We start from the raw sequence: 24,751 nt of genomic DNA, 5'->3' as shown, positions 1-24,751 counted from the left end.
CACTAAACATTTTTCCAAATATGTTGATTGTATTAGACCGAATGCTACCTTAGAATGATGATACACTCAACACCGTGTTAATTAAAGAGGGAGGATGTGTGTACAATGAAAAATGCGATTTCCATTGAAGGAATTGCTAAGGGTTTTCATCAGAAAAAGGTCATTCAGCCATTGAACCTGCATATTGAAAAAAGCGGAATTTTTGGCTTGTTAGGTCCATCCGGATGCGGAAAGACGACCTTGATTAAAATGATTGTCGGATTGATTAAGCCCGATGCAGGTAAAGTCACGGTTCTGGATCTTGAAGTGCCAAATGAAGCACTGTTAATGGAAGTCGGTTATATGGCACAGTCCGATGCTTTATATACAGAACTGACGGGAGCTGAAAACCTCGAATTTTTTGCGAAGCTATACCGTTTTTCGAAAAAGGAACGAAGGGAACGCATTCAATATGCAGCTGAAATCGTACAGTTGACGAATGATTTGAACGTTCGGGTTGCGCATTATTCAGGGGGAATGAAACGCCGTCTGTCACTGGCGGTGGCACTCATTCAAAATCCGGAGATTCTCATTTTGGATGAACCGACAGTAGGAATAGACCCTTTGCTGAAACAATCGATTTGGCAGGAACTTGAGCGTTTAAGAAATGAAGATCATAAGACGATCATCATCACGACGCATGTGATGGATGAAGCGGAACGATGCGATAAACTGGCGATGCTGCGTGAAGGTGAAATCATCGCGGCAGGAACCCCTGAAGCTTTAAAAGCACAATTTGCCGTGGAAACGCTTGATGATGTTTTTTTAAGGATTGGAGGTGGCCTTAAATGAGAATTGCCTCTCTTGTTACTAGAATTACACGGCAGATGCGCCGGGATCGAAGGACGCTCGCTTTATTTTTCCTTGCTCCATTGCTCATTTTAACGCTCATGTATTTTATTTTCGATACAGAAGCAAGTGATTTGAAAATCGTTGTTACAGGCAGTGATGAAGCAATGGTTAAAGCATTGAAACAAGCGGATTTTCAAGTAACGGCCGCTGAGGAATTTTCAGAGGAAAAAATGATTGAAAATGATACGGATGGCTGGCTTCAGGTTGAAAATGGCAAAATAAAACTGACGCTATTGAACGACGAACCGACCCGTGCAAAGGCCGTTCAAATGCAATTGATGCATGGCTTGCAAGGGAATGAAAAAAACACTCCTTCAATTGAGGTTGAGGAGCAATATGTTTACGGAGATGCCAACACAAAGGGTTTTGATACTTTCAGTCCGATGCTCGTCAGCTTTTTCGTTTTTTTCTTTGTATTTTTAATAGCGGGGATTGCGCTTTTGAAGGAGCGTACAAGTGGTACGTTGGAACGGCTGCTTGCTACACCGATTAAAAGATTCGAAATCGTAGCGGGCTATGTGATCGGATATGGCTCATTTGCTCTCATTCAAACCATAATTGTCGTATTATATGCTGTCAATGTATTGGATATCGTCCTTGTTGGCTCCATTTGGCTCGTTTTACTGACGAATATACTTGTCGCGCTCGTTGCATTATCGCTTGGTACATTACTATCGAGTTTCGCGACATCTGAATTCCAAATGGTACAGTTCATTCCGCTGGTCATCGTGCCGCAAGTCTTCTTCACAGGAATTTTCCCATTAGATGGCATGGCAGACTGGCTGCAAAAAATAGGCAAGGTCATGCCTCTCTATTACGCATCGGATGCCATGAACGGCATTATGTACAAAGGTTTCACATTCAATGAGGTTTTACTGGATCTACTCATTCTCCTTGCATTTGCAGCCGTTTTTATCACCATCAATATTATTAGTTTAAAAAAATACCGTGCACTATAAATCATAAAAAAAAAAAGCCGGAATTCTGGAAAGTGAGGAATCGGCTTTTTTTGTTTTACGGGATGAAGGCCGAATTATCCTTCCCATCGGTTGATTTATTCGAAAAGGCTTCTCCTTGACGGTTCTCTAATGACAGGTTAATGCAGGTTGTTGACGGGTTGTTAAAGATGTCCTAGGATATAAGGGTATGTAATGATTTGGTAATAAATAGAAGGGTGAGTTATATGTCTATAAAATCGGTCATGCTTTCCCTTTTGCTGTCGCAAGCAATGTTTTTGTGCGGTTTGCCTTTTTTTCTTCAGCTTCTATTATATTTGAATCCTTTGGTGATCATGGTTGTCTGGTTTTGTATACTTCTTTTCGTTTCGTTTGCGGTTCTTTATTTTCGAGGTGAAACGCTCAGAATTCCGCGCCTTTTATGGCAGGCAGTATTGTTTGGCTACAGTTTATCATTATTGGTTTTGCTGTTCTTCCGACCAGAAGGGCAGGTTTATTCGTATAATTTGATTCCTTTTTCTACGGTTCTTTCATATTTATCGAACGATATGAACGGGCTTGTATCATTTTATAACCTTAGCGCCAATGTGGGGCTGTTCATTCCATTCGGGCTGTATTTGTTGTCCAAGGATGGGAAAGAGTTCGACGCTTTAAGGAAATTTCTTTATCCATTACTTTCGATTTCGGGCATCGAAATCTGTCAGTTTGTTTTTCGGCGCGGAAGTTTGGATGTCGATGACCTGATCCTGAATATGATTGGTGTTTACCTGGGTTACATTCTGTATCCATTGTTCACGAGAGTGGCAGTGTTCCGTTCTGGAAAAGCAAAAGGATGAGAAGCAGTACAAATATGTTAAATGAAAGGATGAATTTTCATGTATAGCACTTTAGAAGAATTATCGAGCCATCCGGTGTTTCATTATTTTGCAGCGATTTCCAAAATCCCGAGAGGATCGGCTAATGAAAAAGCGATTAGTGACTATCTGGTTCGCTTCGCGAAGGAGATGGACCTGGAGGTGATCCAGGATGAGGCGCTGAATGTGATTATCAAAAAGCCTGCCACAATTGGATATGAGAATGCACCTACAGTCATTATCCAGGGGCATATGGATATGGTTTGCGAAAAGAATAAGGGAACGCTTCATGATTTTGAAAAAGATCCGCTTCAATTAAGGATTGTGGGAGACATGTTGTATGCGACGGATACAACATTGGGGGCGGATAATGGGATTGCTGTTGCTTATGCTTTGGCATTATTGGATGCAAATGATATTCCGCATCCCTCTCTTGAAATAGTCATAACGACTGAAGAAGAAACGACGATGAACGGTGCACTTGCTGTGGATCCGGCTCACTTTAAGGGAAAAATGCTGATCAACATCGATTCGGAGGAAGATGGAAAGCTGCTGGTCAGCTCAGCAGGAGGGATACGAGTTCGGCAGATCCTGCCAATCGGAAGGGAATCGGCTTCTATTGTTGATGCTGTATCTTATAACATCAGGATTAAAGGGTTGAAGGGCGGACACTCCGGTATGTCCATCCATAAGGAGAGAGGGAACTCCAATAAACTTTTGGGTAGAGTATTACATGAATTAACGACTGACTTCCCTTGCTTCATACAGCAAATGAACGGAGGCCTGAAAGGGAATGCGATCCCTCGTGAAGCGGAGGCAACTGTACTGATTCATGCAGAGGATGTTCAGAAGATAAAGGGGAGACTCCAGCAATGGGAGGATACTTTTAAAAATGAACTGCAATCTTCCGACCCTGAGGTATCGATTAGGCTTGAAAAGATCGAAACGATTTCTACAAACGTTTTTTCCAAAGAGACGGTGACTAAAGCCATTACCTCCTTACTGGTAATCCCGCATGGCGTTCAAGGAATGAGCATGGGAATAGAAGGATTAGTGGAAAGTTCTACGAATCTAGGGGTTGTTACAACAAATGAAACGGAAATGATATTCGAAAGTGAAATCAGGAGTTCGGTCAAAAGCATCAAATATAACATGGTTACGCAAGCAAAGGCGATTGCCGACATGCTTGGATGCGAACTATTGGTTGACGCGGATTATCCGGAATGGCCCTATAATCCTGATTCGAAACTCAAGAAATTATTTGAAGAGACATACAAGGAAAAATATCATGAGGATATTGAAATCATCGCAGTGCATGCAGGGATCGAGTGTGGGGTATTCATAGATAAGATACCAGGGTTGGATACTGTTTCAATCGGACCGGATATGTTTTCCGTACATACACCTGAAGAACACTTAAGCATCCCTTCGACCATAAACAACTGGGAATACTTTGTTTACACATTAAAGAGAATGAAGGATTTATAAACAACTGCACGGCTGGGGGCAGTTCAATTCAAAGATTTGGAGACATCCTATCGTTAATTGATAGGATGTCTCTTTTTTTGAGGGTTAGTAAATCTGATCGTTGATTTCCACTCCAGGCACTCGCTTTCCGCGGGCGGTCCGCCATCGGCGCTCTTTGTGCCTATGGGGCCTCCCTTGGACACGCTTGCTTGGATGAGGCTTGGCAGACAGTCGGCGGAAAGGGAGCGGGATTCTGAAAATCAACTGGAACGTTTTTTAATAGAAAGGCATTGTTAAACATTAAAGTGGATTTTTATGTGTATTCTATGGAACAAACGCACCCGTTACCAAAACGTCTACCACATCAGTTCATCCTTGATACTTAACTTATATAAAAATGGCATCAACATAATAACCAAAGCATAAGCAACTATTTCAAAAGATAAGACATAACCTTTAGGTACAACAAATGATACTAATGGCACAATCAATAAAGATATAAATATAAAAAGGCTTAATTGCTTTCTTGATTTCTTGGAAACGTATTGGGATGAATTACAGGATAGACATCTTAACTTTTTTTAAAAGGTAAACATTTAAAAAAGCCTCTATCCAACCCCATTTATAGCCACAGTGCTGACAGATTGGCATATGAAACAACGTCCTTTCTATTAAATCAATAAATTATATCATTTATTTCTAAACAATCCTGACCTTATGGGTGTATAAAGAAGATGCTGCCTTAAAGACAGCTTTGATCTGTTATATAATCAAAAATTATTCATTTATATTCTTCTATTTTAATTTTAAGTAAAAATACAATACTATCATCCTTTATCATTTTCTTCACTTCATTTTCGTCTTGTAAATTATATGTCCTTATAGAGTTTCCTTTGGATTCTCTGTATGCACCTAATAAATACGTTTCTCCTAATTTTAATTCTACTTTATCTTCCCCTATGGCATAATCCCATCCACTAAACACACCCACAGAATGAATTTTGTCTATTTTTTGTGGGGTTGCAGTTACATCGGGTGCATAAAGAAAACCTAAACGAGTATCATTAGTATTTATTATCCCAAATCCTAAGTTTCCTTCCTTCACTTTGTTAGGGCTTTTCCCATAAGATAGTTCAGCTAACGGTTGAGGTTCTTGTTTTCCATCTTTGTAACTTTCTATCCAAACATTTACCCAAGTTTTATCTGCATTATTTAATTTGAAATCAAAATCATACAGTTCCCCTAAATGTAATTTTTTAAAAGTATTCGTATGTTCAGATTCGGAATTAACTGAAATAGTAGCTATGCTGTCTTTAGAATTAGTGCAACCAGAAATTATTATCAAGGATAAAATTAATATTAAGCTAAAAATGAAATAGTTTTTTTTCAAAAGATTTCCCCCAGCTAACGCACCCGTTAATACCTTAATGCGTAGTTTACTATTTGTGATTTTTTAATATTCGAACCTCATCTTCTAGTTTATCTATTTTTTGTTGCAGTTCTTTCTTCCGTTGCATTAGTTTTCTCAGTAAAAACAAAGATAATATTACGAAAAGGAAAGATAGAATTAATCCTGGAATACCTATATTAGTTAACAAATTCTCACCGCCCAATCAATATTGATAACCAAATATTAGATTTTTTTGTAAAAATAGTCAATGACCATAGTTTGAATAGCTACACTTTAAAAACAAACCTGGCCAGGTTAGTTCATCAAGAAAAACAAAGCCAAAATAAAAAAACTGCAGGCAAACTGGCTTTTCTTCGAATTTGACTACAGTCTGAAAGAAACTGAGGTTTCTTTACAATCGTTATAAAATAAACTATTGTAAAGAAAACCTATCATTAGTCTAAATTATTGTTCGAAATCATTATGTATAGAGGAAGGTATAGGGAAATATGGGTGTAAAATATAGAATGGTCGTAGAACAAATGGAGAAAGAAATATTAGAAGGAAAATATACATTAAATACTAAGTTACCTACTGAAGAAGAGTTGATGAAGAAGTTCGATGTCAGCAGGAATACGATTAGAAAAGCTATCAACATATTGGTTGAACAGGGTTATATCTATCAAGTTCAGGGAAGTGGCATATTCCTTAGGGAATTTTCCAGACCGGGCTGCATTTCGATGAGGGATATGAATGGCTTAACCAAAGTGTTTCCAAATGATGAAATGAAAAGTAAAGTGTTGAAGTTAGAATTAATAGAGGCTGATGAAGAGTTGGCCAAACAAATGAAATGCAATGTAAAAACCAAAATCTATAACCTGAAACGGGTTAGATACTTAAATGGTGAACCCATTGTAATAGAAGAGTCCTTTTTCAATAAAGACATTATCCCCATCATAAATAAAGAAATCGCAAATGGTTCCATCTATGAATATTTAGTCGAGGATTTGAAGTTGAATATTGGTTTTGCAGATAAAATCATTTCGTGTGAAAAACTAAATGACAATGATGCCAAGCTTTTGGACTTGCAGCCAGGTGATCCGACTTTAATCGTTGAAAGTACAGTCTTTTTAAAAGCGGGAGCCGTTTTTGATTTTTCAATTGAGAAGTATAATTACACTTCTGCCAAACTGTTAACATTGACTTAAAAAGGGCAGGGAATTCTTTAGATGACGGATTTTAAGATAACTGAAACAAGTATAAATAATATACAAAGAGCGGCTGCATTTAGTTAGCAATCGCTCTTTTTTTAATTTCTCGTTCTATAATAATTTTCAGCTGTGGAAATAGGGGAGCTCAAAATGCTTCACGTTTTTGCAATAGGTCTAAGAAGATTCCAAAATAAATTAAGCATGAAAGTCAGGAAGATAAAAGTTTGAGGTTGCTCCCTGGTATTTCACATAGTTTGCTGCGCCTACCTCTGCAATTTCCCCAGCAATGACCACGAGCTTCGCATGTAACATCTCTTATGGATCCAGCTTCTACACGGTCACCGTTATAGGTACGGTTTTGGCAATGTCCCTGTCTTTGGGGGATTTGTTTAACTCTTATCCTCTACTGAAATCACTTCCTTGTTTTTCTTAGATAAAGAATCCGGGCTCACAATGGGGAACAAAAATTATAAACAATAAGGGCGAAAAAACTAAGGATTCTGGAATGTTGAACTCAAAAAAACATATTAGGGCTATCTAGGGAATAAAATGAATGGAATATTTTGAAGGAAAGTGGGGCAGTGCATGTGAAAATCCATGTGGTGAATAGGGGGGATTCTTTGTGGGGAATTTCCCAGCAATATGGTGTCAGCACCAACCGAATTGTTCGGATCAATGGCCTTGAAAATCCAGATAAGCTAGTGATTGGCCTAGCACTTTTGATTCCTGAACCTTATCTTCAGTACAGGGTTCAGCAAGGGGATACTCTAGATAAAATCGCAAATCAGTTTGGAACTACAGTACAGGAAATCATGCAATCGAATCGCATCACAAATCCTTCTACTATCTATCCAGGGCAGAGGCTAACCATTCCGGTTATTTATCATACCGTAAGGGAACGAGATACCCTTTATGATATAGCAAGACGTTATGGAACGACTGTTCAAGCCATTATGCAGCTGAATCGGATTACAGATCCGTCCAATATTTATATCGGACGGATAATAAGGATTCCCCAGAAACCAAAACCCATCATTGATGTAAATGGTTTTACAAATGTTTACGGGCAAGTAGGTGCGGAGCAGGTACGTGAAGTAGCCTACGATTTGACCTACGTAAGTCCATTTGGTTATAGAATGAGGAAAGATGGCAGCTTAGAAGTCATAGATGACACCCCGACGATACGGGCGGCACAGTCAACTGGCGTCATACCCATGATGTGCATAACGAATTTTTCCGCCACGGAAGCGGGAACTCAGCTTGCACATACGATCCTTTCCGATTTAAGTTTAGTGGAAAAATTATTAACCAACGTCATAAATACGATGAAAAATAAAGGGTACCGTGGATTGAATATCGATTTTGAAAGTGTAGCACCAGAGGACCGTGATTTCTATAATCGCTTTCTCCAAAGAGCGGTGGATCGATTGCATCCTGAGGGCTACTTTGTGTCATCCTCCCTTGCCCCAAAAACTAGCGCTAATCAAAAGGGAGCATTAGTTGAGGCACATGATTATCCAGTTCATGGACGGCTGCTCGACTTCGTAGTGCTGATGACATATGAATGGGGTTACCGAAAGGGGCCGCCGCAGGCAATCTCTCCCATTAATGAAATAAAGCGTGTCCTTGACTATGCCGTAACGGCTATACCAACAAATAAAATCTTCATAGGATTTCAAATTTATGCACGGGACTGGCTTGTTCCTCATGAAGAGGGGCAGGAAGCAGAGACTTTCGACATGCAGGAAGCCATCAGACGCGCCGTCCAATATAATGCAGAAATAAAATATGACGAGACAGCCCAATCACCTTATTATAGGTACAAAGATAATCAGGGACGCACGCATGAAGTTTGGTTTGAGGATGCACGCAGTGCTAAAGCTAAATTCGACCTGGTGAAGATTTACAGGTCAAGGGGTCTCAGTTATTGGGTACTTGGTTATCCTTTTCCCCAGAATTGGGAACTGCTTGGGGATACATTTATTGTACGGAAACTGTAGAGTGTTTTTTTACAGCAAGGTGGATTACACATAATTAATATAGTGATGGGCAGCTTTTTTATAAAGCTGTCTATTTTAGTGAAAACCCATTAGGTTTCGAAATGCACTACAAGAATTACCGGATTTTTATAACAACGTTAACAATCGTTTGGAATCCGAGTCCATAAAGGGGCTTAATCGAGGACGCCATATTGAAACTGAAAAATATAGAATTCGAAAAGACCGCTATATGGTGGTCTTTTTCATTTTATGAGATAAAGAGAACTCCTTAAAAACAGGTATGGGTAATTACCATAAAGGAAATGTGTTCTTCATTGTGGAAATGTATTACGGACAATCCCATTTAAGGAGGCATTTTTTTGGAATTAACCATCATTAATACGTTTACAGATCAACCTTTTAAAGGAAATCCTGCGGCTGTCTGCCTTCTTACCGGGGAAAGTGATAGCGAGTGGATGCAACGAATAGCTAAAGAGATTAATATGCCTGTTACTGCGTTTATTCACCTTCATAAAGGCGAATGGCAGCTGCGTTGGTTCACACCTTCCGTTGAAATCCCGATTTGTGGACATGGGACGCTGGCAAGCTCTTTCTTTTTGTGGGGTAAAGGATACGTGCCAAGGGATAAACCAATTGCCTATCAGACGAAAAGCGGGCTTCTCACTGCAAAATTCGTTGATGGAATGGTTCAGTTGGAATTTCCGTCATTAATCGAACAGGAGACCGCTGCCCCTGAATTACTGATAAAAGCTTTAGGTGTTGTGCCTGTGTATGTTGGACAAAACAAATGGGATTATCTAGTCGAAGTTCCATCAGAAGAAATCGTAAGGAATTTAAAGCCGGATTTCAATTCCATTGCCCAAATGCCGATTCGGGGCGTCATTGTAACTAGTCTATCGGATAGCGGTGAATATGATTTCGTTTCCCGTTTCTTTTCCCCTGCCCAAGGCCTTGACGAAGATTATGTAACGGGCTCGGCCCATTGTTGTCTCGGACCCTATTGGAAAAGCAAGCTGGACAAAAGTATCACCATAGCCTATCAGGCATCGGAAAGAGGAGGACTATTGAAGGTTGAAGTAACGGAAGACACAGTTAAACTTTCTGGCCATGCCGTGACAATATTCGAAGGGAACTTAACCATTTAATGCGGGAGCCGTTTTTGATTTATCCATCGAGAAATATAATTACACTTTAGCGAAATTATTAACATTGACTTAAAGAGGGCAGAACTTCTTAAATGAAATTTTCACGGTGTGAATTGGAGATATCGATTCACACCGTATTTTAATTCATTTTTCTTCTTTTCCAACGATCCCATAAAACAAGATCTTCATAATATCTTCAGTCAAAGGCAGGATTTGTTGATAAACCTCTTCCCGCTGGATGTATTCATTCAACGCTTTTATAAAAAATAAAATCGCTTCATTAGATAAGTTTGGATCAACATATCCTTGTTCCTTCCCCTGGTTAAACAGATCAATAAAGCGTGGCAGTGCCTTTTCTGTATATATTTTTTCCATATAATTGATTCCGGAAGTATATTCCCTCATTAAATATTGATAAAAATCTTCGTGAATTTGTTTCGCTGTTTCATTCTTTGTGAACATAATTTGCTTTATTTTTTCAGGGAAAGCAATGTTGCTGGCAAGTATTTGTTCAAATTCATCCAATGCCTTATCTGTATAATAAATAAACACCTCATGAATTAAATTATGTTTACTTTCGAAGTAATTATATATCGTTACTTGAGATACATTCGCTTTTTTGGCTATTTCTCCTATAGATATCTTTTGTACACCATACTCCATGAATAAACCTAAGGCAGCCTCTAGTATATTCAATTTTTTTTGTTCCCTGCGGCGTTGAAATCCGTCCATTTATTTCACCTCAACCTTAGTTTAATTAAAAATATGTAATAGAACAATTAAATAAGTTCATAAACTATTGTCAGGAATTGTTATTTTATATATTATGAACTAAATCGATTAAAATATTTCATAATTTCTTTTCAGAGGAAGAGGTGGATGAGGAATGTCAGTATTGAAAACAACGGATTTAACGAAAAAGTTTGGAAAGTTTACTGCTTTAAATGGTGTGAACATTGAAGTGAATAAAGGTGAGGTGTTTGGATTCATCGGTCCTAATGGTGCTGGAAAATCAACAACGATCCGTGTGCTGCTCGGGATTTTAAAAGCGACGGATGGGGAAGCGAAGATTTTCGGCAAGGATGCATGGAAAGATGCGGTTGAAATTCACAAGCGAATCGCGTATGTTCCAGGAGATGTGAACCTATGGCCCAACTTAACAGGCGGGGAAGTTATTGACCTGTTTGTTGAATTACGAGGGGCGAACAATAAAAGCAGGCGCGAAGAACTTATAAAAAAATTCGATTTGGATCCTTCCAAGAAATGTGGAACATATTCAAAGGGGAACCGGCAAAAGGTTGCTTTGATTGCTGCTTTCTCATCTGATGCCGACCTTTATATATTGGATGAACCAACATCAGGTCTAGATCCATTGATGGAAAGAGTTTTCCAGGAATGTGTGCTGGATGCGAAAAATGAAGGGAAAAGCATATTACTTTCCAGTCACATTCTTTCTGAAGTGGAAAGGTTATGCGATAAAGTGGGCATCATTCGGCAAGGGCAAATAATTGAAACGGGAACATTGGATGAGTTACGTCATTTAACGAGAACAAGCTTGCTTGTCGAAACGAAGCAACCTATTCCTGCTTTGGGGAATGTAAACGGGGTTCGGGATATCGTGAAGAAAGACCAAGCACTTTCATTCCAAGTGGATACAAATGAATTGGATAATGTTATGAAGTATATAAGTCAATTTGGTATTGTGAAATTGGAAAGCGCGCCACCCACATTGGAAGATTTATTCATGAGCCATTATGAAGGCGAAAGGAAGACTTCTGATTTTGGGGCGGGAGGTGCGTTATAATGCCAAACCGGTCCTATCATAATACAGGAAGACTCTCCCGATTCATCGTACGGCAAGATCGGATTCGGATCCCTGTTTGGATAATTTCCCTATCCGTCCTTTCATTTATGGTTGCGATGGCATTCACCGATCTGTACCCGACGGGGCTAGAAAGGCAAACTATTGCTGAAACGATGAGGAACCCTGCAATGACAGTGATGGTGGGGAAAGGTTACGGCCTGGATGACTATACAAACGGAGCGATGATGGCGCATCAAATGTTACTTTTGACCGCTATGGCAGTGGGGATAATGAGTATTTTACTTGTTACGCGCCATACACGCGCAGATGAAGAGGACGGCCGTATCGAAATGATCCGTTCTTTGCCGGCTGGCCGGTTGGCTAATTTATATGCAACCATTTCCGTATCGTTTGGAACGAATGCATTGATCGCGATACTAACGGGTTTCGGATTGTATGCTCTGGGAATTGAAAGCATGGATTTGGAAGGTTCCCTTATGTATGGAGCTGCTTTAGGGGCAACCGGTATTTTCTTCTCGGCGATAACGGCATTATTTGCCCAGCTTACGGAGAGTGCGCGAGGTACCATTGGTTACTCCATCACTGTTTTGCTTCTCTCCTATCTTATTCGGGCGATTGGGGATGTAAGCAATGAAACACTTTCCTGGTTTTCACCATTGGGTTGGGTTTTAGGTTCAGAAGTATATGTGAATAATTATTGGTGGCCAATCATCCTTACGATCGGTGCGGCAATCATTTTGGTCGTACTATCTCTATATTTGAATGCCATCCGTGATTTGGAAGCTGGATTCATACCGGCTAAGCCTGGCAGAAAATATGCTTCATCGTTTTTGAAAAGTCCGCTTGGTCTCGCGCTAAGGCTTCAGCGGACAGGATTAATTGCGTGGGCAGCCGGGATGTTCATTTTAGGAGCATCTTACGGTTCCGTTTTAGGTGATTTAGAATCCTTTTTTGCAAAAAATGAAATGATGGCTGAACTATTGACGCCAGTTGAAGGCTATTCGCTGACAGAACAATTCTTGACAATGTTGATGTCAGTCATCTCCATGATATGCACCATTCCGCCTTTAATGGCGATGTTAAAGCTTAAAGGGGAAGAGAAAAAGAACCATACTGAACATTTACTGAGTCGTGCTGTATCCCGTACAAGGCTTATGGGCAGCTACTTTATCATCTCCGTGATTGGCGGTTTTCTCATGATTACGCTTGCTGCAGTGGGTCTTTGGGCAGTCGGGAATTCAGTAATGGATGAAGGGATTGCTTTCGGCACTTTATATAGTGCAGCAATGGTCTACCTGCCTGCGATGTGGATCATGATTGGTATCGCAGTGCTGTTCATTGGCTTTGCACCAAAATTCTCTGGCTTGACTTGGCTTTACCTGACATACTCAATCTTAGTCGTTTATTTAGGGGGAATGCTTCAATTTCCGGAATGGATGGGAAAACTCACACCATTTGGCCATATTCCGAAACTTCCTGTTGAAGATATGGACTTCATGAAAGTATCCATACTTACAATCATAGCTATAGTTTTATTGGCTGTTGGCTTTATCGGATATAACAAACGGGATATTCGAGGTTGACGAATCAACTATGATTCTATTATTCCTGCAAATTGTCTTCAGACTAAAGCCTGATTTCTTTGTTTCAATGAGAAATCAGGCTTTTTATTGGTTATCAGTCATGGGGAAATAATAATAGTACACCTAGCGCAATGATGATAAAGAATAAATAGCTTTCGAACTTCTTCGCAGGAATTCGCTTATTCATGAAGATTCCGAGACCTGTCGCAAGTAATATAGCTGGAATGGAATAAGCGAAAAGAATAAGTGAATCGGCAGTCCATAGTCCGCCTAGCGCATGACCCGTCACGACCAGGATTCCGGATATAAGAAAATGGGCTTGCAATGTTCCGCGGAATCGATCTGGATTCCATCTTCGTAAAGTTCCATAGACGACGACCGGCACTCCATTAAAGTTATAGGCGCTGCCAAGGGTTCCCGAGGCAAAACCGAACGGCCATACCCAGCCCTTCGAGTTAAGTATCGGTTTATCCACAGCGTGAAAAAGTTTTTGCTTAAGAAGAGAATATCCCCCATATGCAATCAAAAAAACACCGAGTGCAGAAGTAATGATGATAGAAGGTGCGTAATGTAGCAAAGCGAGGCCGGCTGGTATGCCGACGACCGTTGCAAGCGCCAGCCTGATTAATACCGAGCGTTCAATATGCCGCCATCCACTAACGACGGTTAATGAAGCAACGGTAAGACCTGCCAATCCAATCAAGGAAACTGAAGTATTAAGCGGAATGTGAAGTAAGGCAAGCAGAGGCATGCTGACAATCGCTTCACCGAACCCGAACATTGTCCGCATCAAGGCACCGATAAAGACTGCCGCCACCACCAATATGATGCTGCTGATCGTCATTATTTCACCCCCTGAAGCAAAAATTTACCTTACTATAATTATACCACACCAAACCGCTTTTTGTTTGGCGGAAACTTGATTTATAATGGGTTATTTAAGGTCTTTTTTACCCTATGTAACGCGTTTGTTTTGTTGTTTAATAGAGAGGTACACGATTATGTATTCGTTGTGCAGTGAGCTGGAATGAGGGCGTGAAATGGGTCCGCATCTTGTGGTGTTGTGTGGTGATAAAGATGGAATATGATTCTCTTTAATTGAATTTGATGTGAGGGTTGTCTTACAGATTAATAGAGATAACGAAGGGGGGTGTGGAAATATGATACGGGCAATACGGAGGCATTTTTTTCATGCAAAAAGATTTAAAGAAAAAGTCATAGCCTTTCATTGGATTTAGAACCAGGAAAGGCTATGAATGCGTTCACCTTTTATCAAGCTTAGCAGAAAGATAATTTCCGGCGAATTGGACGGATTGAACAATGATGATAAGAAGGAATACGGTTGTTATCATGATGTCAGTCTGAAAACGGTAGTATCCATAACGAATGGCCAAGTCGCCAATTCCCCCGCCGCCCACGACCCCGGCAATAGCTGAGTAAGAAATGAAAGAAACGGCAGTGACAGTAAGGCCTAACAGGAGACCGGAACGCGCTTCTAATAATAAAACTTTGATAATGATCTGGACAGGAGACCCCCCCATCGCCACAGCAGCTTCAATTGTTCCCTTTGGCACCTCACGTAAAGATTGTTCAACAAGCCGAGCTAAAAACGGAATGGCAGCTATCGATAGTGGGATGGAGGCGGCCAGCGGACCAACAGATGTACCCAATATTGTTCTTGTAAATGGAATAAGAGCAATGAGTAAAATGATGAATGGGAAGGAACGGACCGTGTTGATCATTGCGTTTAAAACGTTATTTAAGATTGTCTGTTCGAGTAATTGCTCCTTTGAAGTTAAAAATGTAATGAAACCAAGTGGGAGGCCCAATAAGATGGCCGCCAATATCGCTATTCCCACCATTAAAAATGTTTGTCCTACACCTAAGTAAATTTCAGGAAGTAAGGAAATGATATTATCAAACACTTACCTTCACCTCTTCAGATTCATGTTTTAATAGAATTTTACCGATTTTCGTTGTGGGTATGGTTCTATTATCTAAGTTCAATTCCTCCATGATTCTCCCATTTTCCATGACCGCCACCCTATTTGCTAACCTTCGAATTACATCCATTTCATGAGTCACGATCAGGATGGTCACACCATAGGTTTCGTTTATTTTTTTTAGATAGGCCAGGATGGATTGAGTGGTTTGTGGATCAAGTGAAGAGGTTGGCTCATCACAAAGCAATACATTTGGTCTTGTGCTTATGGCACGGGCAATCGCGACTCTTTGCTTTTGTCCGCCAGAGAGCTGCGCCGGATAATGATTGGCTTTATCAGCTAAATCAACGATTTGCAGGGAATCAGTTATAATTTTGGCTCGCTCATGTTTTGGTACATTGGCAAGTTCCAATGCCAGGCTAACATTTCCTTGTACCGTTCGATTTGCCAAGAGGTTGAAATGCTGAAAAACCATCCCGATTTTGTTGCGTGCTTCTCGAAGCTGTTTGCCAGATAAATCACTAAGGATAGAATCATTTATTGCTATCGTACCTTCCGTAGGCTTTTCTAATAGGTTACCCATGCGCAGTAAAGTCGATTTACCTGCACCGCTAAAACCGATGATCCCATATATTTCATTCTCCTTAATATCCAGGTTTACATTGGAAACGGCAGTGAATAATTCGTTTTTTACAGTAAATGTCTTACCTACATTTTTAAATGTTATCATTCTGGAACCTCCCAATCTTAAAGCGTTATATCCATTCATTTAAAATAATCAGGTCGGTGAAATCCTTCAAACTCTTTATTGCTTTCAATCGCTTTTTGAAATTCAGGGGATTGGTAGGCGTCAATGATTTCCTTCACGAATTGTTTGTCTTTATCTTCGGTTCTTACAGCCACAAAATTTTGATATTCAAATGGGGGATCCTCTAAATAGATGGCAGAAGATAATTTCCGGTCGGATACCAAGATGGTATACCCATTGGCTACCGCATAATCTACATCAGGCAAGATTCGGGGAACTTGAGCCTGTTCCACCTCAACAAATGAAAAATCCACTTTTTGATCAACGATATCTTTTTTGGAAACAGTCAAGGGGTCGTATCCTTTTTTTAATTGAAGCCACCCTATTTGTTCAAGCATTCTTAATGCTCTTGCCACGTTAGCGGGATCATTCGGGATTGCCACCTTTTGCCCATCCTTCAATTCATCCTTGCTGCCGTGCTTATCAGAATATAAGCCCATAGGAGCTGTGGGAACTTTTATGGTTTCGGTAAGCTCCAGTTTGTTTTCATTAATGAAATTCTTGAAAAAAGCAGTATGCTGAAATACATTTACATCGATCGAGCCTTCAGCCAAGGCAAAGTTTGGTTGGTTTGGGTCACTGATTTCCACGTATTTAACGGCGTATCCTTTATTTTTCAAATAAGGTTCTATGCCTTTTTTCACTTGGTCACTATAAGGACCTGGAGTGAAGCCGAAAATAATTTCTTTCTTAGCTTCACTCGCTGCTTTTTCACTGCCGTTGCTGTTGCAAGCTGAAAGCAACATGACGAATAATAGGGACATGATGATGAACAGAAATGAATTTCTCATGTGTAATTCCTCTTTTCTTTTTTTGTATAGGGTTCATTCTTTTTTTAGGAATAAAAAAAAGCATGAACAAGGTTTGTTCATGCCGCCGGTTATCCGGTAGGCTTGCATAGTATAGTTTTCCAATTGGAATAATTAAACTATAACAAGAGCATGGATAATTTATCAAGTATTAATTTTTATGGATATTTATGGGTGAAAAACAAAAACGCACTTGACCAATTGATTTTATCGGATTATGATAGTGAACATAAAAAAATAGCTTATCGGACAACCGAGAGCCCTTGTTAGGAGTCAGTTTTATACTCCTTCAAGGGCTTTTGTGTTATCCAAGGAGGAGTTGGGAACTTAATGAATAAGAGAAGCCGGCTTGCCGAAAGTTTGAAAGATGGAAGAAATGTTTGGCTTGATGGAAAGAAAATAGACGATCTATATGCCCATCAGGCTTTCACAGGCACTTTAAAGACTTTAACAAATTTGTTGGGTATGCTGGATTCACCTGAAGAACAAAAGATTGTCGGGTATGAAAGTCCAAAAACAAAGGAATATGTTCATAAATCTTTTCTCATTCCTAAAGATTTGGAAGAACTGATTTCAAGAAGAAAGGCTTTTGAATTATGGTCGCGGAAAACTTACGGAGTAATGAGCCGATTATCTGACTATGCGAATTCGATGGTCACAGGATATTTCATTGATAGGGATTTCTTTAACCAGTATGATTCAGGATTTTCCAAAAAAATCACTGCATACTATGAACAGGCTAGGGATGAACGGCGTATTGTGATCCAGGCGATTCTTGATCCTCAGATAAATCGGTCAAAGCCGAGTGATGAGCAGGAAGATGCTTTATTGAAAGTCATAAGGGAAACGGAAGAAGGAATTGTTGTTAGGGGTGCGAAAATGATTGCTACCGCTTCCCCGTATGCACATGATGTCATCATCATGCCGCATCAGAAGCTTACTCCTGATAAAACGGAGCATGCCAATATGTGCATTATCCCTTTGAATCTTCCTGGCCTGCAAATTGTCTGTCGTGAATCATTCGCTTCAAAAGACCAAAAGAAACATCCATTAAGTGCACAATTTGATGAAATGGACGCTGTTTTAATATTTGATGATGTGTTGATTCCATGGGAACGCGTATTGATTAGGGGATCCGTAGAAGGAGTGTTTGAAGCTCAGCGGCACCAGCAATTAAACTGTCTCGCCCATCATCAGACGGTCGTCCGCTTGCTGACGAAACTTCAATTCGTTACAGGTGTGGCTACGGCCATCGCACAATCGATCGGTGTTGATCAATTCTTACAAGTGAAGGAAAAGCTTGGTGAACTATATACCCAAATCGATAGTATAGAAGCGTTGCTTATTGCTTCAGAGGTTCAAGGTTCACTTAACGAAAATGGCGTTTATCTGCCTGCTCTCGTACCTTTGCAAACGGCACGAAATCTTGGAACCCGCCATTATCCAAGAGCGATCGAGATTTTAAAACAAATCGGGGCGGGCGGTTTTATCCAGCTCCCTTCTACAACGATAGAGGACAGCAACGACCTCATTCCACTATTGGAAAAGTATTTTAGAGGAGCGAATGTTGATGCCGTCACTAAAACTTCTTTATTTCAAATAGGATGGGAACTGATCGGAAGTACACTGGGATCGAGGCATGATCTGTATGAAAGGCTGTATACCGGGGATCCCATTCGAACCTTCGCTTTGCAGTATGAAACCTATGATAAAGAGCCATTAAAACGAAAACTCCACCGTTTTTTGGAGGGGGTAAATGGAAAGGGGAATCGTGATGATCGAAAACAATCGGTATCTTCAACGACTTAATGATGGCAGAAATATCTGGTTAGATGGCGATATCGTCAAAAACTTAGACGAACACCCTGCATTTAAGGGAACGGTCCATACGATACAGTCATTGCTGGATTTACAAACAAAACCAGACAGTAAATCCTTGCTGACATACCAAACGGAGGAAGGGCTTGATGCGAACCTGTCCTTTCTCGTTCCAAGGACACATGAGGATCTGGAAAAAAAACGTTTGGCGTACCAGCATTGGGCCGATCAGACTTTTGGAGTCATGAGCCGTCTATCTGAATATTCCCGTTCCATATTTACTGGTTGGTTTGCAAACCGTTCAGAGTATGAAGATGCACATCCAGGTTTTTCTGAAAAAATAGAAAGCTATTACTATCAATCCCGTAATCTTGATTTATTGTCAACAGTTGCAGGGCATGATCCACAAAAGGATCGTTCAAAAACAGCAGAGGAGAAGAAACCGGGGATTTTACATATCAGCCGTAAAGATAGCGAAGGGATCTATGTTCGCGGTGCGAAAATGATTGCGACAGCAGCTCCATATGTTGATGAAATTTTAATCTTTTCCTATCACAAGAGAGGAGAAAATGAACGTGCATTCGCCAATGTTTTCTTTGTACCTGTCAATGCCAAAGGATTGCATATCGTTTGCAGGGAGTCATTTGCTGATGAACGGGAGGAGGATCACCCGCTAAGTGCACGCTTTGATGAAATGGATGCAGTCCTGATTTTTGATGATGTATTCATCCCTTGGGAGCGAGTGCTGGTTCATGAGGATCCGGAATTTGCATGGAAGCTTCGTTGTGATGCCCCTTCATCACTGCTTAGCCAGCATCAAACAGTAGTGAGACTTGTCAGCAAACTGGAAAGTGTCGTAGCAATCGGGAACGAATTAGCGGAAACGGCCGGGGCAACACAATTTCTACATGTGAAAGAGAAGCTTGCAGAATTGATCATACAGCTAGAAACCATAAAGGCATTGCTGCTCGCTTCAGAATATAAAGCAAAAATGTATAACGGCATACTGCTTCCTAATCAAGATTTCTTAGCGACAGCAAGGAATCTGGGAACTAGATTCTACCCAAGGGCATTGGAAATTCTCCAGCAGATTGGTGCAGGGGGGCTATTACAGGTCCCATCCAGCATAAAAGAATTGGAAGGTCCCATAGGTCCTTTGTTAAAAGAATATTACCAGGGGACAGAGACATCTGCAGAAGATAGGACACGATTAATTAAATTAACGTGGGATCTATTGGGGAGTCCGCTTGCATCAAGACATGAATTATATGAGAGATTTTATTCCGGCGATCCCGTCAGAACGTATGCAGCCCAGTACAATAATTATAAAAATAAGCAAAAACTCGTTGATTATGTTTATGAGGTTTTAAAATAAGGGGGTCCTATAATGTCTGTACATTTTTACTGGTATGTACCTACAAATGGTGATGGTGAATACTTAGGCCTAAACGAGCCGCAGAGGAAGCCTACTTTGGATTATATAATAAGTGTTGCGAAAGCAGCTGAAAAGGCCGGTTTTGAAGGGATATTAATTCCTACGGGTATACCTTACCTAGACTCTTGGGTAGTGGGTTCGGCCATCATTCATCATACGAGAACAATCAAGCCATTAATCGCTTTTCGCCCAGGATTCATTGCTCCGACGATTGCGGCGAAAATGGCCGCGACCCTTGATCAATTCTCAGAAGGGAGATTGCTTGTCAATGTAGTGACTGGAGGTTCGGCAAAAGAATTGGGTCAGGATGGTGACTTCGTTGAGCATAATGAGCGATATGCCAGAACAGGAGAATTCCTTGAAGTCGTACAAAAATCATGGACGGAAGAGAAAGTGAATCATATAGGAGAATATTTTACGATCAGTGATGGAGTATTGAATCCAAGCATTCACCAAAGTCAGAATGTTCAGATTTATTTTGGAGGTTCATCTGATGCAGCAAAGGAAATTGCAGCGAAATCCGCCGATGTTTATTTGCAATGGGGAGAACCAGCTGAGCAAATTGAACAACAAATCAATGATGTTAAACAAAGAGCGAAGAAGTATGGAAGGCAATTGGAATATGGTGTCAGGATTCATGTGGTCGTTCGGGATGAGGAGAGTGAGGCATGGGAGGCAGCCGCAAAAATAATAAGTAAGGCTGACAGGGAAACTCTGAATAATATGAATCATTACTATGAAACGACGGATTCAGTGGCCCAAAAACGGATGAATGAATTAACGAGGAATAATGAGCGTTTTGGAAGATATGGTTGGTCGGGAATCGGGAAAATCAGAAAAGGAGCGGGTACAGCCATTGTAGGCACTCCTGAACAAGTAAGGGAAGGACTGCAGGAATATATCGATATTGGCGTCAAGCATTTTATCCTATCCGGTTTTCCTCATTTAGAGGAGGCAGAAAGATTTGGGCAAGCAGTACGCCCATTATTTGCGGAAAAGGTTTTATGAGCAGGAAGTTCCTGAAAACTAAGGAGGGAAGGATATGAAATTTTCAATCTGGGGAGCTAATTTATCAGGTGGTTTCTTGCGGGCAAACGTAGAACAAAATACGGATGGAAGTATGGAATATAATCGGAAGCTCGCAAAAATGGCAGACCAGCTACAAGTCGACTCCATCCTTTATGCCATTCGCTATGTTGGCAGTATTGGAGGTAGCTCGACGGATAGAGGTCAACTTGATCCCTTATCAGTAATTACCGCTTTGGCAGGGGATACGGAAAACGTTCATTTTATTGCTGCAGTTTTACCGGGATTCATTCACCCTGCAACCCTCGCAAAAGTAAGTTCAAGCATCGACATTATCTCAAATGGGAGATTCCACATAAATTTGGTCAGCGGTTGGTTTAAAGAAGAGCAAGAAATGTTTGGGATAGAATGGATTAAGCACGAAGAGCGATATAAACGCTCAAGGGAATACCTAGAAGTATTAAAAGGATTGTGGACGACCGATAATTTTTCTTTTCAAGGGGATTATTATCAAATAAAGAATGCCATATTGGCACCGAAACCCATTCAAAAACCTTATCCGGCAATCTATCAAGGCGGTAATTCCCAAGATTCCCAAGAGATGGCCGGGGAATTATCCGATTATTACTTTATGAATGGAGCTTCCATAGAAGAGTTGAAAGAACAAATGAATTATGTAAACGCTGTAGCACAAAATCATGGTCGTGAAGTGAAATTTGCCGTTAATGCTTTTGTCATTGCCAGAAAAACGGAAGAGGAGGCAAGAAGCGAATATCGGTATATTATCGAACAGGCAGATGATACGGCAATAGCACAGTTCAAAAACCGTAAAGATACGAAAGGAATGTGGAAAAATGCATCCTCTATTAGTGATTTTGTTGCTAATAATGAAGGATTCAGGACAGGGTTGATCGGTAGTTACGAATCAGTTGTAAATAAAATTCAGGAACTTCAAGCAATTGGAATTGATAAGATCCTATTAACTTTTCGAAATGCACTTGAGGAATTACCGGATTTTTATAACAACGTTAACAATCGCTTACAATCAGAGTTCATAAAGAAATAAATATGGACAAGGAATTCAGAAGTTTAATCGAGGATGCCATATTGAAACCAGGATAATATATGGGTAAATATAGAAATCAAAAAGACCGCTATATGGTGGTCTTTTTCATTTTATGAAATAAAGAGAACTCTTTAAAAACAGGTAAGGGTAATTACCATAAAGGAAATGTGTTCTTCATTGTGGAAATATATTACGGACGATCCCATTTAAGTAGGCACTTTTTATGGAATTAACCATCATTAATACGTTTACAGTTCAACCTTTTAAAGGAAACCCTGCTGCTGTCTGCCTTCTTACCTGGGAAAGTGACAGCGAGTGGATGCTCTAACGGGGCAGCATAACCGTTCATAAAAGTATACTTTTACGAACCTACAGCTTTCGTCTAGCAAACCCTTGCTACATCAAGGTTGTAAAAAAATCCTGAATAAACGAAAACGACTAAGAACCAAACCCCTGATACACATGGGTTTGGCTTTTTTAGCTACTTCCTAAAAATTCACTTTATGTAAACTAGATTTGTATAAAGTATTCATTCGATCCTTTGAGGTCTTCTTCAACGGGGGAGTTTAGTTTATTTTCTTAATTTAATGGACAAATTATTATAAGGTGAAATTATGCAATGGTACGTTAATACAAAATTAGGTACAAGTTTGTCAAAAAATATAGAAGTTGGAGAGAAATGAATATTAAAATAGAGAACTTAACAAAACGACTATCTGCTGCTAAAATAATTGTTTTTTATTACCTAGTAGCTGTAGTGGTTTCAACCATTTTATTGCTGCTACCTATTACTCAAAAACAGAATGCAGAGCTCGGATTTATTGATGGAGTATTCATTTCTATTAGTGCGGTAACTGTAACAGGATTATCTCCGGTAGATGTAAGCCAGCTGCTTAGTGTTCCCGGTACGTTTATTTTTGCAATCATCCTCCAGTTTGGTGGAATTGGGATCGTGGCTTTCGGAACAATACTATGGCTTGTATCAGGAAAGAAAATAGGACTCAGGGCAAGAATACTCATGACGACAGAACAAAACAGCCCCACTTTTTCCGGGATTGTTCGGTTCATACGAATGATCTTCTTTTTCTTTGTCATGATTGAGCTATTAGGGGCTGTTGTATTCGGTACATATTTTTTGAAGTATTTCCCAACATGGCAAGAGGCTTATTTACAGGGTTTCTTCGCCTCTGTGTCTGCTACGACAAATGCTGGTTTTGATATCACAGGAAAATCACTGATTCCGTTCGCAGACGATTATTTTGTCCTGACCCTTAATATAGTACTCTTTATTATCGGATCCCTTGGGTTTCCTGTTTTAATGGAGGTAAGTCAGTGGCTCAGGCATAAGGGAAAGATGCCATTCCGGTTCACTTTGTTCACAAAAATTACAACCGTAACTTTTTTCATACTGATCGTAATTGGAGTCATTTTCATCTATCTGTTTGAGTACAGTCATTTCTATTCAGAAAAGACTTGGCATCAATCCTTTGTCCATTCTTTGTTTTATTCGATATCTTCAAGGACTGGCGGAATGGCGATCAGCGACATCAACCAATTTTCAGTACCTACCATTTTGTTACTGAGTATTTTTATGTTCATAGGGGCATCCCCCAGCAGTGCTGGGGGTGGGATAAGAACCACCACGTTTGCTGTGATGCTGCTTACCATTTACAACTATGCGAATGGGAACAGAACAATAAAAGTATTCAAAAGGGAGATCGATGAGGAAGATATCATCAAGTCATTCATCGTTTTCACAACAGGTATGATACTGTGCAGTGTGGCAGTTGTCATTCTTGCATGCATTGAATCTGCCTTTTCCCTAATGGAAATTTTATTCGAAGTTTCCTCTGCTTTTGGCACTGTAGGCCTTTCGCTTGGCATTACACCGGAATTGAGTACTGCTGGGAAGGTCGTAATCATGATTTTAATGTTTATAGGGAAAATCGGGATGTTTACCTTCTTATTCAGTATGGGAGGCAAATCAGTTAAACATGCGTATCACTATCCTAAAGAGCGCATCATTATAGGATAAAAAATGTACTACTGCAAAGGTAATCCAATAATAAAGGATAAAAACGGTAATCAACATACAAAAGTGCAATAATTGTATTGAAAATCCTTTTCTTCTTCAACTATCCTCCACTTATATTGAATAAGCAGCAAAAAGGATCTTTCAGTTTTGAAGATCCTTTTTTAATACCGATAACATCTGATTATGTTAACCATCCTCTTACAAATAAGGTTTTAGTTGCATTGATGGCAACCTTTTAGCCTTTAAGGCTAGTATTTTATATTTTCGTCTTTTCCCCTTGTTCGTATAAAAATTCCGAAATGGGAGGTATAGCATTGTTGCTACCGTTCGTAAAAGTAGACTTTCTCGAACGTCCCGAACGGTATAAATGCACTTCTTTTAAAACGAACACTTTATTACTTAAAATTTAGATAGAAACTCTCCTTTTGACAAAAGGGTATTCGGAATAGTCTCATCCCGAAACCATGATTTTAAAACAAGACTAGAATA

General features: G+C 40.0%; 21 protein-coding genes. 15 read left to right on the top strand and 6 right to left on the bottom strand.

What is annotated here, in order from left to right:
* Window positions 1-105 precede the first annotated feature (105 nt).
* The 4 genes from NYE63_RS24790 to NYE63_RS24775 all read left to right on the top strand — a co-directional run bounded on the left by NYE63_RS24790 (window position 106) and on the right by NYE63_RS24775 (window position 4,189).
* A complete protein-coding gene (locus NYE63_RS24790) occupies window positions 106-831 on the top strand; it encodes an ABC transporter ATP-binding protein (protein WP_342603170.1) in 726 nt (241 codons plus the stop codon).
* Window positions 828-1,850, top strand: coding sequence for an ABC transporter permease (locus NYE63_RS24785; RefSeq protein ID WP_342603169.1), 1,023 nt, complete (start codon window positions 828-830; stop codon window positions 1,848-1,850). The genes NYE63_RS24790 and NYE63_RS24785 overlap by 4 nt, the downstream gene beginning before the upstream one ends.
* A 224-nt stretch (window positions 1,851-2,074) precedes the next feature.
* Window positions 2,075-2,683, top strand: a complete 609-nt coding sequence (locus NYE63_RS24780; protein ID WP_342603168.1) for a VanZ family protein — start codon at window positions 2,075-2,077, stop codon at window positions 2,681-2,683.
* A gap of 39 nt (window positions 2,684-2,722) precedes the next feature.
* Window positions 2,723-4,189: an aminoacyl-histidine dipeptidase gene (locus NYE63_RS24775; protein ID WP_342603167.1), complete on the top strand. Its 1,467-nt coding sequence runs from the start codon at window positions 2,723-2,725 to the stop codon at window positions 4,187-4,189.
* Window positions 4,190-4,949: 760 nt separating this feature from the next.
* Here the strand turns inward: NYE63_RS24775 and NYE63_RS24770 are convergent.
* Window positions 4,950-5,558, bottom strand: a complete 609-nt coding sequence (locus NYE63_RS24770) for a hypothetical protein (RefSeq protein ID WP_342603166.1) — start codon at window positions 5,556-5,558, stop codon at window positions 4,950-4,952.
* Window positions 5,559-6,067: 509 nt separating this feature from the next.
* Between NYE63_RS24770 and NYE63_RS24765 the strand changes: the two genes are divergently transcribed.
* The 3 genes from NYE63_RS24765 to NYE63_RS24755 all read left to right on the top strand — a co-directional run bounded on the left by NYE63_RS24765 (window position 6,068) and on the right by NYE63_RS24755 (window position 9,914).
* Window positions 6,068-6,766: a GntR family transcriptional regulator gene (locus NYE63_RS24765; RefSeq protein WP_342603165.1), complete on the top strand. Its 699-nt coding sequence runs from the start codon at window positions 6,068-6,070 to the stop codon at window positions 6,764-6,766.
* A gap of 590 nt (window positions 6,767-7,356) precedes the next feature.
* Window positions 7,357-8,769 carry a LysM peptidoglycan-binding domain-containing protein gene (locus tag NYE63_RS24760; RefSeq protein WP_342603164.1) on the top strand — a complete coding sequence of 471 codons (1,413 nt, stop codon included), beginning with the start codon at window positions 7,357-7,359 and terminating at the stop codon, window positions 8,767-8,769.
* A gap of 359 nt (window positions 8,770-9,128) precedes the next feature.
* Window positions 9,129-9,914 carry a PhzF family phenazine biosynthesis protein gene (locus NYE63_RS24755; RefSeq protein ID WP_342603163.1) on the top strand — a complete coding sequence of 262 codons (786 nt, stop codon included), beginning with the start codon at window positions 9,129-9,131 and terminating at the stop codon, window positions 9,912-9,914.
* A gap of 144 nt (window positions 9,915-10,058) precedes the next feature.
* Here NYE63_RS24755 and NYE63_RS24750 read toward each other — a convergent pair whose 3' ends face one another.
* Window positions 10,059-10,646, bottom strand: coding sequence for a TetR/AcrR family transcriptional regulator (locus NYE63_RS24750; protein WP_342603162.1), 588 nt, complete (start codon window positions 10,644-10,646; stop codon window positions 10,059-10,061).
* Window positions 10,647-10,800: 154 nt separating this feature from the next.
* Here NYE63_RS24750 and NYE63_RS24745 point away from each other — a divergent pair, with 154 nt between their 5' ends.
* Together NYE63_RS24745 and NYE63_RS24740 are read left to right on the top strand one after the other, a co-directional pair.
* Window positions 10,801-11,718: an ABC transporter ATP-binding protein gene (locus NYE63_RS24745; protein ID WP_342603161.1), complete on the top strand. Its 918-nt coding sequence runs from the start codon at window positions 10,801-10,803 to the stop codon at window positions 11,716-11,718.
* A complete protein-coding gene (locus tag NYE63_RS24740; RefSeq protein WP_342603160.1) occupies window positions 11,718-13,322 on the top strand; it encodes an ABC transporter permease in 1,605 nt (534 codons plus the stop codon). Before NYE63_RS24745 ends, NYE63_RS24740 begins: the two co-directional genes overlap by 1 nt.
* A gap of 94 nt (window positions 13,323-13,416) precedes the next feature.
* On the opposite strand, the gene NYE63_RS24735 is transcribed toward NYE63_RS24740, so the two are convergent.
* The 4 genes from NYE63_RS24735 to NYE63_RS24720 form a co-directional block, all read right to left on the bottom strand.
* Window positions 13,417-14,166, bottom strand: coding sequence for a sulfite exporter TauE/SafE family protein (locus NYE63_RS24735; RefSeq protein ID WP_342603159.1), 750 nt, complete (start codon window positions 14,164-14,166; stop codon window positions 13,417-13,419).
* A gap of 418 nt (window positions 14,167-14,584) precedes the next feature.
* Window positions 14,585-15,247 (bottom strand): methionine ABC transporter permease, encoded by a 663-nt coding sequence (locus NYE63_RS24730; protein WP_342603158.1) that lies wholly within the window; start codon window positions 15,245-15,247, stop codon window positions 14,585-14,587.
* Window positions 15,240-15,995: a methionine ABC transporter ATP-binding protein gene (locus NYE63_RS24725; RefSeq protein ID WP_342603157.1), complete on the bottom strand. Its 756-nt coding sequence runs from the start codon at window positions 15,993-15,995 to the stop codon at window positions 15,240-15,242. The genes NYE63_RS24730 and NYE63_RS24725 overlap by 8 nt, the downstream gene beginning before the upstream one ends.
* Window positions 15,996-16,030: 35 nt before the next feature.
* Entirely contained in the window at window positions 16,031-16,864 is an 834-nt protein-coding gene (locus tag NYE63_RS24720) for a MetQ/NlpA family ABC transporter substrate-binding protein (protein ID WP_342603156.1), read from the bottom strand.
* A 348-nt stretch (window positions 16,865-17,212) separates the two neighbouring features.
* Here NYE63_RS24720 and NYE63_RS24715 point away from each other — a divergent pair, with 348 nt between their 5' ends.
* From NYE63_RS24715 to NYE63_RS24690, 6 genes are all read left to right on the top strand, one after another.
* On the top strand, window positions 17,213-18,691 hold the full coding sequence (locus tag NYE63_RS24715; RefSeq protein WP_342603155.1) for a 4-hydroxyphenylacetate 3-hydroxylase N-terminal domain-containing protein: 1,479 nt from the start codon (window positions 17,213-17,215) through the stop codon (window positions 18,689-18,691).
* Complete coding sequence (locus tag NYE63_RS24710; RefSeq protein WP_342603154.1) at window positions 18,639-20,075, top strand: 4-hydroxyphenylacetate 3-hydroxylase N-terminal domain-containing protein; 1,437 nt, start codon at window positions 18,639-18,641, stop codon at window positions 20,073-20,075. The genes NYE63_RS24715 and NYE63_RS24710 overlap by 53 nt, the downstream gene beginning before the upstream one ends.
* Window positions 20,076-20,087: 12 nt before the next feature.
* Window positions 20,088-21,143, top strand: coding sequence for an LLM class flavin-dependent oxidoreductase (locus NYE63_RS24705; RefSeq protein WP_342603153.1), 1,056 nt, complete (start codon window positions 20,088-20,090; stop codon window positions 21,141-21,143).
* Between the two features lie 34 nt (window positions 21,144-21,177).
* Window positions 21,178-22,227 (top strand): LLM class flavin-dependent oxidoreductase, encoded by a 1,050-nt coding sequence (locus NYE63_RS24700; protein ID WP_342603152.1) that lies wholly within the window; start codon window positions 21,178-21,180, stop codon window positions 22,225-22,227.
* A 223-nt stretch (window positions 22,228-22,450) separates the two neighbouring features.
* A complete protein-coding gene (locus tag NYE63_RS24695; protein WP_342603151.1) occupies window positions 22,451-22,555 on the top strand; it encodes a PhzF family phenazine biosynthesis protein in 105 nt (34 codons plus the stop codon).
* A 351-nt stretch (window positions 22,556-22,906) separates the two neighbouring features.
* Window positions 22,907-24,262 carry a TrkH family potassium uptake protein gene (locus NYE63_RS24690; protein WP_342603150.1) on the top strand — a complete coding sequence of 452 codons (1,356 nt, stop codon included), beginning with the start codon at window positions 22,907-22,909 and terminating at the stop codon, window positions 24,260-24,262.
* The last annotated feature ends 489 nt before the right edge of the window (window positions 24,263-24,751 follow it).

The organism is Peribacillus sp. FSL E2-0159, assembly GCF_038643155.1.
Classification (GTDB): domain Bacteria; phylum Bacillota; class Bacilli; order Bacillales; family DSM-1321; genus Peribacillus; species Peribacillus simplex.
This window is presented reverse-complemented; position numbering and strand designations above follow the sequence as displayed.